The following is a 16,046-nucleotide window of genomic DNA, read 5'->3' as shown; positions in this document are numbered from 1 at the left end:
CTTGCCCGTGAGCACCGGCAACGCCGGTGCCATCGCCGGATTGCAGGTCTACTGTTCGGCCACCGCCCCTTCCTCCTGCGGCTTCCAGGCCAGCAACCCCTTGCTGAAATCGTTGGCAGCACTTTGGTAATAGGCAATCGCCCGGCGGATCAGCGGGTTGTCACTGTCTGCACTCATTTCCCGGCTGTTGCCCAGGGCATCCTGGTGCACCCGCATGCCGCCGCGTGGGCTGAGGATCGCCAGGTCCTTGCCGTCGAACAGCCCCAGATGCTGGTAGTTGCCGATCAGTACCCGGGGTGGCAACTGGTTATCGCGCAGCAGGTCGCGGCCGAAGAAGGTCGAGGTATAGCTCAGGTTGAGCAGGCCGAGCAGGGTGGGTGCCAGGTCGATCTGGCTTGCCAGTTGCGCATCCTCGCGCGGGGCGATCAGCTTGGGTGCATAGATCCACAGCGGAATCTGGTAATTGCGCACCGGCAGGTCTTCCACCCCGGCGCTACCGGCGGTGTGGTCGGCGACAAACACGAACAGGGTATTGTCGAACCATGGCTTGCCCTTGGCTTCCTGCAGGAACTGCGCAATGGCATGGTCAGTGTATTTCACCGCACCTTCGCGGCCATCGCCCGAAGGAATGTCGATGCGGCCGTCCGGGTAGGTGTAGGGGCGGTGGTTGGAGGTGGTCATCAGTTGCAGAAAGAATGGCTGCTGCCTGGCGTGGCCGGCATCGGCCAGCCTGAGGGTCTGCCGGTACAGGTCCTCGTCGGCCATGCCCCAGGCGTTCTTGAAGCTGATTTCGTTCTCGGGGACGCTGCTCTGGTCGACGATGCGATAGCCGTTGCCGCTGAAGAAGGCGTTCATGTTGTCGAAGTAGCCACGCCCGCCATAGACGAACACTGCGTCATAGCCGACAGCCTTCAACTGCTGACCAAGGCTGGCATAGCCGCTTTCGCGGCCGATGCGCTTGACGATCGAGCGGCCGGGGGTAGGGGGGATTGACAGTGTGATGGCTTCCAGGCCCCGGTCGGTACGGGTACCGGTGGCATAGAAGTTGTTGAAGTACAGGCTCTGCGTGCGCAGTACGTCCAGGTTGGGCGTGAGGTTGCGCGGGTCGCCGTTGCTGCCCATGTACTTGGCGCTGAAGCTCTCGATGGTGACCAGGATGATGTTGGGCTTGCGTGGTGCGCCGCTGGCGTTGATATGACGGCGAATGTCCTCAGGTTCGCTGGCTTTGAACTGCGTGTTGGGCTCGGCCAGCTCTTGATGCATCTGCGCTCCGACTTCGCTGGCGTTGAGGCTGGCGTAGAACTGGGTGTAGTCCAGCTCGTTGTTCCGGAACGCGGCAAAGAACTGGTACGGGCCGTTGCTTGCCAGTTCGCGCTGATAGGCGTTACCGCCCTGCCCGCGGGGGAACTGCTGGTCGATCAGGAGTACGCTGAGCCCGCCCAGCACTGCCAGCAGGGCAAGGCCGCCAAGGCGCTGGCGCAGGTTGGCGCTGGGCGCAGCGAGTGCACGGGAGAGCGGTTTGCGCAGAATCAGTGCGAGCAGCACGGCCACCAAGGCAATGCTACCCAGCAGGGTCGGTAGCGGGTACGACTCGCGTATATTGTCCAGCACTTCTTTGGAGTAGACCAGGTAGTCGACGGCGATGAAGTTGAAACGCACACCGAATTCGTCCCAGAACAGCCACTCGGCCACGGCGACGAACAGCATCACGAACAGGCTGACGATGAGTGCGCCGCCCATCAGCCTGCGATGTAAGGCCGTGCGCCACAGTGCGGCCGGGCATATCGCCAGGTACAGCCCCAACGGCAGTGCAGCGTAGGTGAGGAAGCTCAGGTCGTACACGGCACCACTCAAGAATAATGAGAAGTAGTCGCCATGTACTTCATCAAGATGGGTGACCAGCAATACCAGGCGGGTCAGCAGGAAGATGCCGAACCAGAGTGAGCAAACTAGCATAAGATACCGCCACGGGGCGGCGAGGTGGGTGCGCATTAAGTAGGCCTGTTTTCTTTTTGGAGTGGTGCGAAGAAAAGCAGATTAGTTCAGGCTATGCAAAAAAAATGTCAAAAGTTTGAGCGGTGGCCATGAGGCGTTCTGTGCGTGGCCAGCAGACGCCACCACAGGGCTGCGTCGCCGCTGCCAGGCAAAACGTCGCGCCAGTGGATAAATGCCTGTGAGCGTGTAAGTTAAAGCTGATTTTTTACTGCGTAACAGCGCCGCTACATAACGGCGCTGTTAACTTTTCAGTGCGTCAGAAGTGCACTTTCACCAAGAAGCTCATGGTGTTCTGGTCGGTAGTGAAGGCATCGCTGTCCTTGATGCCGTACTTGTTCTTCCAGTAGTCATACTCCACACCCACATACAGCTGTTTCTCACCCAGGTGCAATGCCTTGCCCAGGTCATACTTGATCTGCGGGTTGAAGTGCAGGTTGGCCTGGTAGGTGCCGCGGCGGTTCTCGTCGTTGTCCACCACCCAGTCCATGAAGCCGTCGATCAGCACGTCGGAATCGCCGACCGGAATGGTGTACGACCACACCGGGGTGATCTGCCACACGTTGTCGCCGGCGCGGCTGCCGTCGGTGGTGCGGTTGTAGAAGTTCAGCTGGAAGTAGTCGAAGCCCGGGATGGCCAGGTCGAAGCCCGGGCCGATCAGGTAAGACTCGGTGTCACCCTCGCCAAACTCGTAGGTCATCGCCAGCAGCACGTCCTTGACCGGGCCCAACTCCAGCTTCTGGTCGAAGATCTTGCCGAACGACAGGCGTGGGCTGAACTCGCCATAGTAGGTGTTGGGGCCGTTGCTGGCGTCCTTCTTGCCTTGGTAGAAGATCTTGTCGACGAAGAAGAAGTTATCGCCGTACTTCCACGCGTCGGCGTGTTCGAAGGTGAATGTTTGCTGGGTCTCGGGGTTGACCTTGAAGTTCTTGCCCCACAGGTAGGTCAGGCTGTTGTTCTGCCATTGCAGCAGGTCGCTGCCGAAGGTGGTGCCGCAGGCCAGCAGGCCGCCGGCAAGGATCAGGCTGTTGATGGTACGCATTGCGAGTGTCGCTCCCTTGATTGATCTGTTGTCAGCGCTCGTTGTCGGCGCTTTTTTGTCTTTTAAGTCAGCTTTTTTCGATAGGCCACAGCTGTTTGGCAAGGGTCGAGCCAACTTTTCCGGGTTGGCAAAACCTTCCTGCTCGACTTCGTTCTGAACGGATGAAAAGGGTCTTTCAGGCTGGCAACACGTTGGCCAACCGCCCATATTCATTGACTGAGCGGTCAGTAAACGCAGGCAGAATCCGTTCTGCCCTGATCGAGGGGGCGCGCAGATTACTGGCTTGCGCGCCGCGCCTCAAGTGCTCCGTCCTGGAGCGGGGTGATTCAAACTTGTGCGTTTGGTCAACTTCCTAGAAGTGCACCTTGATCAGCGCACTGGCCACGCTCTGGTTGCTGTCCAGGTTGCCGCGGCTGTCAATGCCGTACTTGTCTTTCCAGTAGCTGTATTCAAAGCCGACGTAGAGCTGCTTGGCGCCCAGGTTCAGCGCCTTGCCCAGGTCGTATTTAACCTGCGGGTTGAAGTGCAGGTTGGCGTGATAGGTGCCACGGCGGGTCTGGTCGTTGTCGGTAACCCAGTCCATGTAACCGTCGATCAGAATGTCTGACCGGCCGACAGGGAGGGTGTACGACCAGCCGGGGGTAATCTGCCAGACATTGTCACCGGGGCGGCTGCCTTCGGTGTTACGCACGTAGAAATTGAGGGTGAAATAGTTGAAGCCGGGGATGTTCAAGTCAAAGCCTGGGCCGATCAGGTAGGCCTCGTTGTCGCCTTCACCGCGCTCGTAGGTCATGGCCAGCAGCACGTCCTTGATCGGACCGAAGGCAAGCTTGCGGTCGAAGATCTTGCCCAATGACAGGCGTGGGCTGAACTCGCCGTAGTAGGTGGTCACACCTTTGCCGGGGTCGGCCTTGCCGTTGTAGAAGATCTTGTCGACGAACATGAAGGTGTCGCCGTACTTCCATTTGTTGGCGTGCTCGAAGGTGATGGTCTGCTGGATATCAGGGTTGACCTTGAAGTCCTTGCCGTACAGGTAGGTCAGGCTTTCGCCGTGCCATTGCAGCCATTCGCCTGCGTGCGAGGGTAGGGTGGCCAGCAGGCTGCTGCCCAACAACAGGGACGTGGTGATGCGCTTCATGTTGTGATTCCCGGACTTATTGTTTTTGTTGGCGGTTTTTTTGGCGCGCAGGCGCCCCGGGCGACCCATTCCGGCGGGTCGACGGCGTAGCGGTTACTGCAGAGGTGATGAGGGGCGGTCATGCACCGCCCCTTTTGGCTCAATGCTGGTGACAGACGTCGTTGTGCATTGCGCGGTCGGCACCGCCAAGGATGTTGAACAGAACGTTCAACACCAGGGCACAGACCGTGGCCATGGCGATACCGCTGTGGGTGATGGGTTCCATCCACTGTGGCATCTGGGCAAAGAACTCCGGACGCACCACGGGGATCAACCCGAAGCCGACGCTCACGGCAACCAACAGCTGGTTGCGGCGGTCGCCGATGTCCGCCTCCTGAAGAATCTTGATCCCGGTGGCGGTGACCATGCCGAACATGGCGATGGACGCGCCGCCCAGTACCGCAGGCGGGATCGAGGCAATCAGGAAGGCCGCCTTGGGCAGCAGGCTGAGCAGGATCAGCAGTGCACCGGCCACGATGGTGACATAGCGGCAGCGCACCCCGGTCATCTGCACCAGGCCGATGTTCTGGGCGAACGAGGAGTGGGTGAAGGTGTTGAAGAAGCCCGCAATGAACGACGCACCGGCATCGCACAGCAGGCCGCGACGCAGCATGCCAGGGGTGACTTCGCGATCGGTCACCTTGCCCAGGGCCAGGAACATGCCGGTGGACTCGACGAAGATGATCACCACTACCAGGCACATGGACAGAATCGGCGCCAGGCTGAAGGTCGGCATGCCAAAGTGCAGCGGGGTGACCACCTGCAACCACGGTGCTTCATTCAGACCCGACAGGTCGACCATGCCGATGGAGCCGGCCAGGATGTAGCCAAGGCCCATGCCCACCAGTACCGACACGTTGACCCAGAAACCGCGCATGAAGCGGTTGATCAGCAGGATAACGGCCAGTACCAGGCCGGCCACCAGCAGGTAGATCGGCGAGCCGAACGTTTGAGCGTCTTGGCCGCCACCGGCCCAGTTGACGGCCACCGGGAACAGCGACAGGCCAATCGAGGTGATCACCGTACCGGTGACCAGTGGGGGGAAGAAGCGGACAACCTTGGACATGAACGGCGCGATCAGCATGCCGAAGAACCCGGCAGCGATGGTCGCGCCGAAGATCCCCTGCAGGCCCACGCCGGGCATGCCGGCCATGGCCACCATGCTGCCGACGGCAGCGAAACTGGCACCCATCATCACCGGCATGCGGATGCCCACCGGGCCGATACCGAACGACTGGATGATGGTAGCGACGCCAGCGACCAGCAGGTCGGCGTTGATCAGGAAAGCGACTTCTTCACGGGACAACCCGGCGGCCTGGCCGATGATCAACGGCACGGCGATCGCGCCACCGTACATCAGCAGAACGTGTTGCAGGCCAACCAGGAACAGTTGGAACAGGGGCAAGGGTTCTCGCGGCGGCGCAATGGGGATATACGCCTTGCGTGACTCGGACATGCAGCACCTCGAGTTTTGTTTTTATTCTCGGATCCAAGCGGCAGGCCTCATGCCTGCGCGCTCGATGCTTGCTTGTTGCGTAACACATGGAGCTTGAGGCCGGGGCTTCCGGCCTCTTCGCGGGCAAGCCCGCTCCTACAGGGGAAGGTGATTCCCTTGGGAGGCGGGTTGCCTGGCGAGGTGCTGTCAGTTGACCTGGGCGCCTTTGGCGATCCAGTCGCCGACGAGCTTGCGCTCTTCGGTGGTCATCTGGGTGATGTTGCCCAGCGGCATGATCTGGCTGGCAACCGCTTGCGCCTGAATGCGCGCGGCCTGGGCCTGGATCTGCTGCGGAGTGTCGAACATCACGCCGGCAGGAGCGGCGCTGAACAGTGGGCTGGTCGGCTTGGACGAGTGGCACACGGTGCAGCGTTCCTGGATGACATTGTGGATCTTGTCGAAGTCGCCACCACCGGCCTGGGCAGCGGCCTGGGCCGGTGCTTGCGCAGGTGCGGCGGGTGCTTCGGCAGCCTTGGCGGCGTCCTCGGCACGCTGCTCGGCAGCGGTCTTGCCGCCTACGGCAGTTGCCGGCAGCGGTTGGTACTCGATCTTCGCTGCGGCTTGCTCAGGGCTTACGGCCATCGGTTTCGGGCCGGTAACGTAGGCCAGGCAGATCATTGCCAAGGCGCCGACGGGCAGGGTCCAGGCGTACTTGTTGCTGTCGTGGCGGGTGTTGAAGTAGTGGCGGATCAGAACCGCGGCTACTGCGATACCGGCCAGGATCAGCCAGTTGTACTGGCTACCGTAGGTGCTCGGGAAATGGTTGCTGATCATGATGAACAGCACCGGCAGGGTGAAGTAGTTGTTGTGACGCGAGCGCAGCAGGCCCTTGGCCGGCAGTACCGGGTCGGGCGTCTGATTGTTCTCGATCGCCGCCACCAGCTGGCGTTGGGCCGGCATGATGATGCGGAACACGTTACCGACCATGATGGTGCCGATGATCGCGCCGGTGTGCAGGTAGGCACCACGGCCGCTGAACACCAGGCTGAAGCCCCAGCAGGCAGCGATGATCAGCACGAACAGCACACCACCGAGCAGCGCTGGCTTCTTGCCCAAGGGCGAGTCGCACAGGAAGTCATAGATGAACCAGCCAGCGATCAGCGAACCGATACCGATAGCCACGCCTTCGGCACCGCTCAGGGTGCTGCCAGGCGCCAGCAGGTACAGCGCCGGGTTCCAGTAGAACACCACGCACAGCAGGGCGATACCGGACATCCAGGTGAAGTAGGCTTCCCATTTGAACCAGTGCAGGTTCTCGGGCATTTTCGGGGGGGCGAGCTTGTATTTCTCCAGGTGGTAGATACCACCGCCGTGAATCGCCCAGAGATCACCCGACAACCCATCGCGCGGGTTGCTTCGGTTCAGGTGGTTCTCCAGCCAGACGAAGTAGAACGATGCACCGATCCAGGCAACGCCGGTGATCATGTGAACCCAGCGAATGCTCAGGTTCAGCCATTCGTGAAGGTGTGCTTCCACAGTATGTACCTCTGCCAGTCACCGAGAAGATGACTGACCTTTTCTTATTGGTGGGGATTGAGGATCAGCATCTGTTCCTCGGTGAAGTAATGCTCATCGCAGTTGTTGCCAGAACCACTGCGATCAACCACCAGGAAATCATCCCGCTTTTCGATCGTCAGCACCGGGTGGTGCCAGACGCCGCGATGGTAATTAACGCCCTGCCTGCCATTACTGCGGAAGGCTCGGACCAAGCCTGATACAGGTGCATCGCCAACGGGCGCGACCACGATCAGAAAGGGGTTGCCGAGCAGCGGGATAAAAGCCTGGCTGCCCAGCGGATGGCGTTCCAGCATGCGCACGGTCAGCGGCATGTCCTGCGCGTCGGCGCGGAAGATGCTGATGATCGCCTTGTCTTCAGGCTCGGCGGTTTCGACCGTGGCGAGCTTGTGAAAGCGCATGGTCGAGCCGTTGTTGATCATGAAGTGGTCGCTGCCGTCGGTTTCGATCACGTCTCCGAACTGGGCGAAGGCTTCTTTGGTCAAGGGCTCGATCATCAGGGTGCGCATGCGGTTATCTCTTCTATTGTTCGTTTTCTGAATAAGGTTCGGCTGTTGCTTACAGCTGCAGCAGGCGGAACAGGGCGATCAGGTTGATCTGCGCCAGGGCTTCCTTGAATTCGGCATCGGCATCGTTGTGGATGCGTTTTTCAAAGGCGGCGAGAATCTGGTGCCGGTTGCTGCCCTTCACCGCCATGATGAACGGGAACTGGAACTTGGCCTTGTAGGCATCGTTCAGTTCGGTGAACCGGGCGAACTCTTCGGCGGTGCACTGGTGGATACCGGCACCGGCCTGTTCGTTGGTGCTCGATTCGGTCAGTTCGCCCTGGATGGCGGCCTTGCCTGCCAGGTCCGGGTGAGCATTGATCAGCGCGAGCTGGTCAGCGTGGTTGGCGCTGAGCAGGATGTCGCTCATGCGCTGGTGCAGCGCCTCGATCTCGTCCAGCTCGCCCAGTTGGCCCAGGTCATAGGCTTTTTCGGCAACCCACGGCGAGTGCTCGTAGATGTCGGCGAAGGCCTTGACGAAGGCGTCGCGGTCCAGGGCGGATGGTTTGAGGGTATTGAAGGCGGTCATCAGGCGTTCTCTTTCTTGTACGGGTGGGTGGTGTGCCAGTGGCGGGCGATATCCACGCGACGGGCGAACCAGACCTGGTCATGACTTTTTGCGTAATCGACGAAGCGCTTGAGTGCAGCCAGGCGTGCCGGGCGGCCGACCAGGCGGCAGTGCAGGCCGATGGAAAGCATTTTCGGTGCTTCGGCGCCTTCGGCGTACAGCACATCAAAGGCGTCTTTCAGGTACTGGAAGAACTGCTCGCCGCAGTTGAAGCCCTGTACCTGGGTGAAGCGCATGTCGTTGGTATCCAGGGTGTAGGGGATCACCAGGTGCGGCTTGCCGGTGGGGTTGTTCGGCTCCCAGTAGGGCAGGTCGTCGTCGTAGGTGTCGCTGTCATAGAGGAAGCCACCTTCCTCCATCACCAGCCGGCGGGTGTTCGGGCCGGTACGGCCGGTGTACCAGCCCAGCGGGCGCTCGCCGGTGAGTTCGGTGAGGATACGGATGGCTTCGAGCATGTGCTCGCGCTCCTGGGCCTCGTCCATGTTCTGGTAGTCGATCCAGCGGTAGCCGTGGCTGCAGATCTCGTGGCCGGCTTCGACCATGGCGCGGATCACGTCGGGGTGGCGCTGGGCGGCCATGGCCACGGCGAAGACGGTGAGTGGCACGCCGCTGTCCTTGAACAGCTTCAGCAGGCGCCACACACCGGCACGGCTGCCGTATTCATACAGCGACTCCATGCTCATGTTGCGCTGGCCCTGCAGGGGTTGGGCAGCGACCATCTCGGACAGGAAGGCTTCGGATTCCTTGTCACCGTGCAGGATGTTGCGTTCGCCACCTTCCTCGTAATTGAGGACGAAAGACAGCGCGATGCGGGCGTTACCCGGCCATTGCGGGTGAGGAGGGTTGTTGCCGTAACCGATCAGGTCGCGAGGGTAATCAGCGCTCACTGCAGTCTTCCTTCTTGTGCGTTAGTGCGGGGGGTGGGCGGGCCGCGTCGGTATGTCGCACCACCGGATGGGCTGATTGTATACAACTTCTGAAATCTTTTGTAAGCCTGTTTTTCCGCATTTCTTCCCTTTTGTCGCCTGACAGCGACCTGGAAATACAGTGCAAGAAACCTGCCTGTTTGGTCAGCTAATGAGGTTGGCATCGTTATGGTGCGTGTATTTGCGACCGATGGGGCGTTTATGGGCAGCAAAGGGAGGGTGTGACAGAGGGGATCAAAAAATTGTGTACAATCCTTGGATGGAATGTCTTAATAACGTCATTCCCGCCTGCCGCAGGCGCTAAGCTGGTGCGATGGCTGAGTATTTTTTGCCCACAGATTGAACAAGAGGCGACACGCAATGGGACGTTTGACCACACACGTACTGGATGCCGCGCATGGCTGCCCGGGTAGCTCGATCAAGGTCGAGCTGTACCGCGTCGAAGGCCAGCAGCTGGAGCTGGTGAACACCGCCCTGACCAACAGCGATGGCCGCGTCGACGCGCCGCTGCTGCAGGGGGACGATTACCGCACTGGCGTTTACCAGTTGCAGTTCAGCGCAGGGGATTACTACCGCGCCCGTGGCGTGCAATTGCCGGCCCAGGCGTTTCTGGATGTTGTCGTGCTGCGCTTTGGCATCGACGAGTCGCAGGAGCACTACCACGTGCCGCTGCTGATTTCGCCGTACAGCTATTCGACCTATCGTGGAAGCTAGTTGGTCGCTAGAAGAATCTTCGTAGGTCCTTTGGCCCGCTCTCACACTGGCGGGCTTTTTTTCGTCTGCTGTTTTTGTGTGGCCTGTGCCGGCCTCTTCGCGGGTGAACCCGCTCCTACGACGGCCTGCGCTCAATCACCGATGTGTGTCCACCCCCAATCAGGTGTAGGAGCGGGTTTACCCGCGAATACGGTAGCGGCGGCAACGGTGAACGGCGGGTGGAGATTGGCCAGCAGGCCCGGCCCTTTCGCGGGTGAACCCGCTCCTACGCGACGGCCTGTGTCCAATCACCCATGCGTGTCCATCCCCGATCAGGCGTAGGAGCGGGTTTACCCGCGAATACGGTGGTGGCGGCAACGCTGAGCGGCGGGTGGAGATAGGCCAGCAGGGCCGGCCCTTTCGCGGGTAAACCCGCTCCTACGGGCGACCGCGCAGGCCTTTCAAATGTTGAGCAAGGGCGCCATATCGCGGCGTACCAACTAGGCGTTCGCGCGCGTACCTCGCAGGCATTAATGGCCCGAAACAAGCGTAGGAACGACCTTGGTCGCGACGCGCCGCGCAGGCGGCGCTCGATTTCGAGAACACTGGAAATGTAAAGCCAAGCGCCCTCGGTCAGAGGAACACGAACTTGGCAATGAAGATCGCGCACAGCACCCACAGGCTGGCCGAGATTTCCTTGTATTTGCCGGTACCCGCCTTCAGTGCCACATAGCTGATGAAGCCCAGGGCAATACCATCGGCGACCGAGAACGTCAGCGGCATCATGATCACTGTGACGATCGCCGGAATGCTGTCGGTGGCCTCATCCCAATGAATGTGCGCCATGCTGCCCATCATCAGCATTGCAACGTAGATCAGCGCACCTGCTGTCGCATAGGCCGGAATCATCCCGGCCAGCGGCGCGAAGAACATCGCGGCGATGAACAGCAGGCCTACCACCACAGCCGTCAGGCCAGTTCGGCCACCTGCGGCAACCCCCGCAGCACTCTCCACATAGCTGGTCACCGGCGGTACACCGACCACCGCGCCGAACACACTCGAGGCACTGTCAGCCTTCAACGCCTTCGACAGGTTCTCGATCCGCCCGTCCGGCGCCACCAGGTTGGCCCGTTGCGCTACGCCCATCAGCGTGCCGGCAGTGTCGAACATGTGCACGAACAGGAACGCCAGCACCACGCTGATCATGCTGACATTGAACACGCCAGCCACGTCCATGGCCATCCAGGTCGGTGCCAGGCTTGGGGGCATCGACATCACCCCGCCAAACTTGACCAGGCCCAGGCCCCAGCCCGCCAGGGTGACACCAATGATGCTGATCAGGATCGCGCCGAATACCCGCTTGTAGCTGAGGATGGCAATCAGCAGGAAGCACACGGCCGCCAGCAGCGGCCCCGGCTCATGCAACGAGCCCAGCTTGATCAGGGTGGCGGGGCTGTCGACGATGATGCCTGCGGTCTTCAGGCCGATCAGCCCGAGAAACAATCCGACGCCGGCCCCCATGGCATGGCGCAGGCTGACCGGGATGCTGTTGAGCAGCCATTCGCGCACTTTCGACAAGGTCAGGAACATGAACAACACGCCGGAGACGAATACCGCCCCCAGCGCCGTTTCCCAGTTGTAGCCCATGGTGCCGACCACGGTGTAGGTAAAGAAAGCATTGAGCCCCATGCCCGGCGCCAGGCCCACCGGCCAGTTGGCGTACAGGCCCATCAGCAGGCAGCCCAGCGCGGCGGCGATGCAGGTGGCGACAAAAGCGGCACCATGGTCGATGCCGGCGTCGGCCATGATGTTGGGGTTGACGAAGATGATGTAGGCCATGGTGATGAAGGTGGTCACCCCAGCGATCATTTCGGTTTTGACAGTGCTGCCGTGTTGCTTGAGTTTGAAAATCCGCTCCAGCCAGCTCGTTTCGAGCGGCGGAGCAAGATCCAGCGTAGGGGCTTCGGATTTGCGGCTTTCCACAGCGGGTACTCCTCAAGTCTTTCTTGTTGTTATGGAGCCAGTTTCCTGCGCAATGCACTTGGCGGCTCCGCGAGGGAAGGCAGACGTCTGACCTTTTTGTTGACTCAAGGGTCAAGAAGTTGCTCGATGGATTATGCTTTTGTGTACAAATAAAGCAAATAATGTTTTATGTTTTGTATGCGCAATGCGTCGTACAACGGCTATATAGGTAAAACGCCCCCTGCGGAATCGCCTCAGCCTGTGTACAATGGCGCCATACTTTCTCTTCGTGCCTCGAGAGCCCATGAACGAACAGCTGCAACCTCTGAAAAAACCTGCACGAGTCGGCAAGGCCGGCCGCAGCGGTACCCAGGACGACATCGTCTACGCGCATATTTTCGAGGCGATCCTCGAGCAGCGTCTGGCTCCGGGCACCAAGTTGAGCGAGGAAGCGCTGGGCGAGATCTTTGGCGTCAGCCGCACCATCATCCGCCGCGCCTTGTCGCGCCTGGCCCACGAAAGCGTGGTGCTGCTGCGGCCGAACCGCGGCGCGGTGGTGGCCAGCCCGACTGTAGAAGAGGCGCGCCAGGTGTTCTTCTCGCGGCGCATGGTCGAACGCGCCATCACCGAGCTGGCGGTGCAGCATGCCACCCCCGATCAGCTTAACGAGCTGCGGCAGATGGTGCGTGAGGAGCGCGACAGCTTTTCGCGCGGTGACCGGGGTGCCGGCATTCGCCTGTCCGGTGAGTTCCACCTCAAGCTGGCCGAAGCGGCGGGCAATGCACCGCTGGTAAGTTTCCAGCGCAGCCTGGTATCGCAGACTTCGCTGATCATTGCCCAGTACGAAAGCGGCAACCGCTCGCACTGCTCTTACGATGAGCACATGCAGCTCATCGATGCCATCGAGGCGCGCGATGCCGAGCAGGCCGTGAGCCTGATGATGCATCACATGGACCACATCGACAGCAAGCTGAACCTGGACGAGGAGAGCGCCTCGGACGATTTGCATGCGGTGTTCTCGCATTTGCTGAAAAAGCCCAAGGTTTCCGTCAAGGGTTGAACGTTTGCCGGTGTGATCGAGGGGCTGCAAATCAGCCCCTAGCCACTACTGGCCATAACCCAAAGGTCTGCTAAATTCTTGTGAGCAAACCTTCATCAAGCAGTTGGGCTTGCGCATTCGTTGCGTTCAACTTCTTGAGGAATGGGTTCATGAGCATGTCCCTCGGTAAACGCATGGGTGCCGAACTGATCGGCACCTTCTGGCTGGTCCTTGGTGGCTGTGGCAGTGCGGTACTCGCAGCCAGTTCCCCTCTCGGCATCGGTGTGCTCGGTGTCGCCTTCGCCTTCGGCCTCACCGTACTGACCATGGCCTTTGCCATCGGCCATATCTCGGGTTGCCATCTAAACCCTGCCGTGTCGTTCGGGCTGGTGGTCGGCGGGCGCTTCCCGGCCAAAGAGCTGCTGCCTTATGTGATCGCCCAGGTGATCGGTGCCATCCTGGCGGCCGGGGTGATCTACCTCATCGCCAGCGGCAAGGCCGGGTTCGAGCTGTCTTCGGGGTTGGCTTCAAACGGCTACGCCGACCATTCGCCCGGTGGCTATACGCTGGGTGCAGGCTTTGTCAGTGAAGTGGTGATGACGGCGATGTTCCTGGTGGTCATCATGGGGGCGACCGACGCCCGCGCACCGGCAGGTTTCGCACCCATCGCCATCGGCCTGGCCCTTACCCTGATCCACCTGATCTCGATCCCGATCACCAATACTTCGGTCAACCCCGCGCGTAGCACGGGGCCGGCCTTGTTCGTCGGTGGCTGGGCCCTGCAGCAGCTGTGGCTGTTCTGGGTGGCGCCGCTGATCGGTGCTGCAATCGGCGGCGCGCTGTATCGGGGCCTGGCGAAAGAACCTTAGCGCTGGTGCACGCAGCGCCCGGCGGCGTAGGTTTCACGCACGGTACGGTCATCGCCCAGGGTAGTGAGCACGAACAAGGTTTCTTCGATGCTGTTGGACTGCTGGATGCGGTAGTCCAGCAGTGGTGTGGCCTTGTAGTCCAGCACCACGAAGTCGGCATCGTTGCCTGGGCGCAGGCTACCGATACGGTCGTCCAGGCGCAGTGCGCGGGCGCCGCCGAGGGTGGCCAGGTACAGCGATTTGTACGGATGCAGGCGCGCGCCTTGCAGCTGCATCACCTTGTATGCCTCGTTCAGGGTGTTAAGCAGAGAGAAGCTGGTGCCGGCGCCAACGTCGGTACCCAGGCCCACGTTGACCTTGAACCGCTCGGCCTGGGGCAGGTTGAACAGGCCACTGCCGAGGAACAGGTTGGAGGTGGGGCAGAAGGCCACGGCCGAGCCGGTTTCGGCCAGGCGCTGGCACTCGTCGTCGCACAGGTGCACGCCGTGGGCGAACACCGAGCGCTCGCCCAGCAGCTCGAAGTGGTCGTAGACGTCCAGGTAACCCTTCTGCTCGGGGAACAGCGACTTGACCCAGTCGATTTCCTTGAGGTTTTCCGACAGGTGCGTGTGCATGTACACGCCGGGGTGTTCCTTGAGCAGTTGGCCGGCCAGGGTCAACTGTTGCGGCGTGCTGGTCGGGGCGAAGCGCGGGGTGACTGCATAGTGCAGGCGGCCTTTGCCGTGCCAGCGCTCGATCAGTGCCTTGCTTTCGGCATAGCCGGACTCGGCGGTGTCGGTCAGGTAGTCTGGGGCATTGCGGTCCATCATCACTTTGCCGGCGATCAGGCGCAGGTCCAGGCGCTCGGCCTCTTCGAACAGGGCGTTGACCGATTCCGGGTGCACGCTGCCGAATACCAGCGCAGTGGTGGTGCCGTTGCGCAGCAGTTCCTTGAGGAAGATCTTCGCCACCTGGTCGGCGTGGCCTTTGTCGGCGAACTGCTTTTCGCACGGGAAGGTGTAGGTGTTCAGCCAGTCCAGCAACTGCTCGCCGTACGAACCGATCATGCCGGTCTGCGGGAAGTGGATGTGGGTATCGATAAACCCCGGGGTGATCAGCGCGTCCTGGTAGTGCTCGACCGGGATGCCGGCATCCAGCGTCGGGAGCAGTTCACTGGCGTGCCCAACGGCGCTGATGCGGCCATCGTCGACCACCAGCAGGCCGTCTTCGTAGTATTCATGGGAAGCCTCCAGGCCCACCTCGGCCGGGTCGGCAATGCTGTGCAGGATGGCGGCACGGTAGGCTTTGCGGGTAACGGTCATAACACACTCGTCAAATGGCTTGGCTGCGGCGGGAGGGCGGCAGCAATTGGGCAATGGGGCCGGCATTGGCGGCAGCGTCGTGCTGGCCGAAGCAGGCGTTGTAAGTGGCAATGATTTCACCGGCGATAGACACGGCGATCTCGATGGGCAGCTTGCCCTTGACCTCGGCCAGGCCCATCGGGCAGCGCATGCGTGCCATGACGGCCTCGTCGAAGCCTCGCTCGCGCAGGCGGTGCTCGAACTTGACCCGTTTGGTCTTCGAGCCGATCAGGCCGAACCAGGTGAAATCGTTGCGCTTGAGAATGGCGGCGGTCAGTTCCAGGTCGAGCTGGTGGTTGTGGGTCATGACGATGCAGTAGCTGCCGGGCGGCAGGTCTGCGACTTCATCGACCGGCTCTTCACTGACCACCTTGGTCACCCCGTTGGGGATGAGCTCGGGGAATTCCTGTTCACGCGAGTCGATCCAGCGCACCCGGCAGGGGAGCGCCGCGAGCAAGGGTACCAGAGCCCTGCCGACATGGCCCGCGCCGAACACGGCGATCTGAGCCTGCACGGCGGCCATGGGTTCGAACAGCAGCACGGTCACGCCGCCGCAGCACTGGCCCAGGCTGGCGCCGAGGCTGAAGCGCTCAAGGTGCGGCGTGGTGCGCTGCGCTTCGAGCATTTGCCGGGCGATGTGCAGCGCCTTGTATTCCAGGTGGCCGCCGCCGATGGTGTCGAACAGACCGCTGGCGCTGACCACCATCTTCGAGCCTGCGTTACGCGGGGTCGAGCCGCGCTCCTCGATGATGGTCACCAGCACGCACGCTTCGCCACGGGACTGGTGGTCGGCGAGGGCGTTGATCCATTGGTGCATGATGCAGATCCTCTTCAGGTCAACGCGGTCCGCTTCTTTGTGGGAGCGGCCTTGTGTCGCGATAGG

At 61.2% G+C, this 16,046-nt stretch carries 14 protein-coding genes; 3 read left to right on the top strand and 11 right to left on the bottom strand.

Annotation, left to right across the window (positions count from 1 at the left end):
- Positions 1–48 precede the first annotated feature (48 nt).
- The 8 genes from ACNQP3_RS20115 to puuE all read right to left on the bottom strand — a co-directional run bounded on the left by ACNQP3_RS20115 (position 49) and on the right by puuE (position 9,221).
- The gene (locus ACNQP3_RS20115) at positions 49–1,956 is read right to left on the bottom strand and encodes an LTA synthase family protein (protein WP_156358509.1); all 1,908 of its coding nucleotides are present in this window, start codon (positions 1,954–1,956) and stop codon (positions 49–51) included.
- Positions 1,957–2,251: 295 nt separating this feature from the next.
- Positions 2,252–3,034, bottom strand: a complete 783-nt coding sequence (locus ACNQP3_RS20110) for an outer membrane protein OmpK (protein WP_264316388.1) — start codon at positions 3,032–3,034, stop codon at positions 2,252–2,254.
- A 352-nt stretch (positions 3,035–3,386) separates the two neighbouring features.
- Positions 3,387–4,172 carry an outer membrane protein OmpK gene (locus ACNQP3_RS20105; protein WP_003254337.1) on the bottom strand — a complete coding sequence of 262 codons (786 nt, stop codon included), beginning with the start codon at positions 4,170–4,172 and terminating at the stop codon, positions 3,387–3,389.
- A 139-nt stretch (positions 4,173–4,311) separates the two neighbouring features.
- Positions 4,312–5,667: a nucleobase:cation symporter-2 family protein gene (locus ACNQP3_RS20100; protein WP_003254336.1), complete on the bottom strand. Its 1,356-nt coding sequence runs from the start codon at positions 5,665–5,667 to the stop codon at positions 4,312–4,314.
- A gap of 186 nt (positions 5,668–5,853) precedes the next feature.
- A complete protein-coding gene (locus tag ACNQP3_RS20095; protein WP_003254335.1) occupies positions 5,854–7,182 on the bottom strand; it encodes a urate hydroxylase PuuD in 1,329 nt (442 codons plus the stop codon).
- Positions 7,183–7,226: 44 nt separating this feature from the next.
- Positions 7,227–7,730, bottom strand: coding sequence for an ureidoglycolate lyase (locus ACNQP3_RS20090; RefSeq protein ID WP_003254333.1), 504 nt, complete (start codon positions 7,728–7,730; stop codon positions 7,227–7,229).
- Positions 7,731–7,779: 49 nt separating this feature from the next.
- On the bottom strand, positions 7,780–8,295 hold the full coding sequence (uraD, locus tag ACNQP3_RS20085; protein ID WP_004576924.1) for a 2-oxo-4-hydroxy-4-carboxy-5-ureidoimidazoline decarboxylase: 516 nt from the start codon (positions 8,293–8,295) through the stop codon (positions 7,780–7,782).
- The gene (gene puuE, locus ACNQP3_RS20080; RefSeq protein WP_003254330.1) at positions 8,295–9,221 is read right to left on the bottom strand and encodes an allantoinase PuuE; all 927 of its coding nucleotides are present in this window, start codon (positions 9,219–9,221) and stop codon (positions 8,295–8,297) included. The genes uraD and puuE overlap by 1 nt, the downstream gene beginning before the upstream one ends.
- A 399-nt stretch (positions 9,222–9,620) precedes the next feature.
- Between puuE and uraH the strand changes: the two genes are divergently transcribed.
- Positions 9,621–9,974, top strand: a complete 354-nt coding sequence (gene uraH / locus ACNQP3_RS20075; protein WP_003254328.1) for a hydroxyisourate hydrolase — start codon at positions 9,621–9,623, stop codon at positions 9,972–9,974.
- Between the two features lie 612 nt (positions 9,975–10,586).
- Here uraH and ACNQP3_RS20070 read toward each other — a convergent pair.
- Positions 10,587–11,936, bottom strand: coding sequence for an NCS2 family permease (locus ACNQP3_RS20070; RefSeq protein WP_003254327.1), 1,350 nt, complete (start codon positions 11,934–11,936; stop codon positions 10,587–10,589).
- A 283-nt stretch (positions 11,937–12,219) separates the two neighbouring features.
- Here ACNQP3_RS20070 and ACNQP3_RS20065 point away from each other — a divergent pair, with 283 nt between their 5' ends.
- On the top strand, positions 12,220–12,975 hold the full coding sequence (locus ACNQP3_RS20065; protein ID WP_004577063.1) for a GntR family transcriptional regulator: 756 nt from the start codon (positions 12,220–12,222) through the stop codon (positions 12,973–12,975).
- A gap of 149 nt (positions 12,976–13,124) precedes the next feature.
- Positions 13,125–13,823, top strand: a complete 699-nt coding sequence (aqpZ, locus tag ACNQP3_RS20060) for an aquaporin Z (RefSeq protein WP_033725980.1) — start codon at positions 13,125–13,127, stop codon at positions 13,821–13,823.
- On the opposite strand, the gene guaD is transcribed toward aqpZ, so the two are convergent.
- Positions 13,820–15,124, bottom strand: coding sequence for a guanine deaminase (gene guaD, locus ACNQP3_RS20055; protein ID WP_003254322.1), 1,305 nt, complete (start codon positions 15,122–15,124; stop codon positions 13,820–13,822). The genes aqpZ and guaD overlap by 4 nt on opposite strands.
- A gap of 10 nt (positions 15,125–15,134) precedes the next feature.
- Positions 15,135–15,980, bottom strand: a complete 846-nt coding sequence (gene xdhC / locus ACNQP3_RS20050; RefSeq protein ID WP_003254321.1) for a xanthine dehydrogenase accessory protein XdhC — start codon at positions 15,978–15,980, stop codon at positions 15,135–15,137.
- Positions 15,981–16,046: the final 66 nt, after the last annotated feature.

It is taken from the genome of Pseudomonas sp. LFS074, from assembly GCF_047978165.1.
Classification (GTDB): Bacteria; Pseudomonadota; Gammaproteobacteria; order Pseudomonadales; family Pseudomonadaceae; genus Aquipseudomonas; species Aquipseudomonas putida_P.
This window is presented reverse-complemented; position numbering and strand designations above follow the sequence as displayed.

Coding starts and splice junctions, on each gene's coding strand:
- ACNQP3_RS20115 (WP_156358509.1), bottom strand. CDS start 1,956: ATGCTAGTTTGCTCACTCTGGTTCGGCATCTTCCTGCTGACCCGCCTG.
- ACNQP3_RS20110 (WP_264316388.1), bottom strand. CDS start 3,034: ATGCGTACCATCAACAGCCTGATCCTTGCCGGCGGCCTGCTGGCCTGC.
- ACNQP3_RS20105 (WP_003254337.1), bottom strand. CDS start 4,172: ATGAAGCGCATCACCACGTCCCTGTTGTTGGGCAGCAGCCTGCTGGCC.
- ACNQP3_RS20100 (WP_003254336.1), bottom strand. CDS start 5,667: ATGTCCGAGTCACGCAAGGCGTATATCCCCATTGCGCCGCCGCGAGAA.
- ACNQP3_RS20090 (WP_003254333.1), bottom strand. CDS start 7,730: ATGCGCACCCTGATGATCGAGCCCTTGACCAAAGAAGCCTTCGCCCAG.
- uraD (WP_004576924.1), bottom strand. CDS start 8,295: ATGACCGCCTTCAATACCCTCAAACCATCCGCCCTGGACCGCGACGCC.
- uraH (WP_003254328.1), top strand. CDS start 9,621: ATGGGACGTTTGACCACACACGTACTGGATGCCGCGCATGGCTGCCCG.
- ACNQP3_RS20065 (WP_004577063.1), top strand. CDS start 12,220: ATGAACGAACAGCTGCAACCTCTGAAAAAACCTGCACGAGTCGGCAAG.
- aqpZ (WP_033725980.1), top strand. CDS start 13,125: ATGAGCATGTCCCTCGGTAAACGCATGGGTGCCGAACTGATCGGCACC.
- guaD (WP_003254322.1), bottom strand. CDS start 15,124: ATGACCGTTACCCGCAAAGCCTACCGTGCCGCCATCCTGCACAGCATT.
- xdhC (WP_003254321.1), bottom strand. CDS start 15,980: ATGCACCAATGGATCAACGCCCTCGCCGACCACCAGTCCCGTGGCGAA.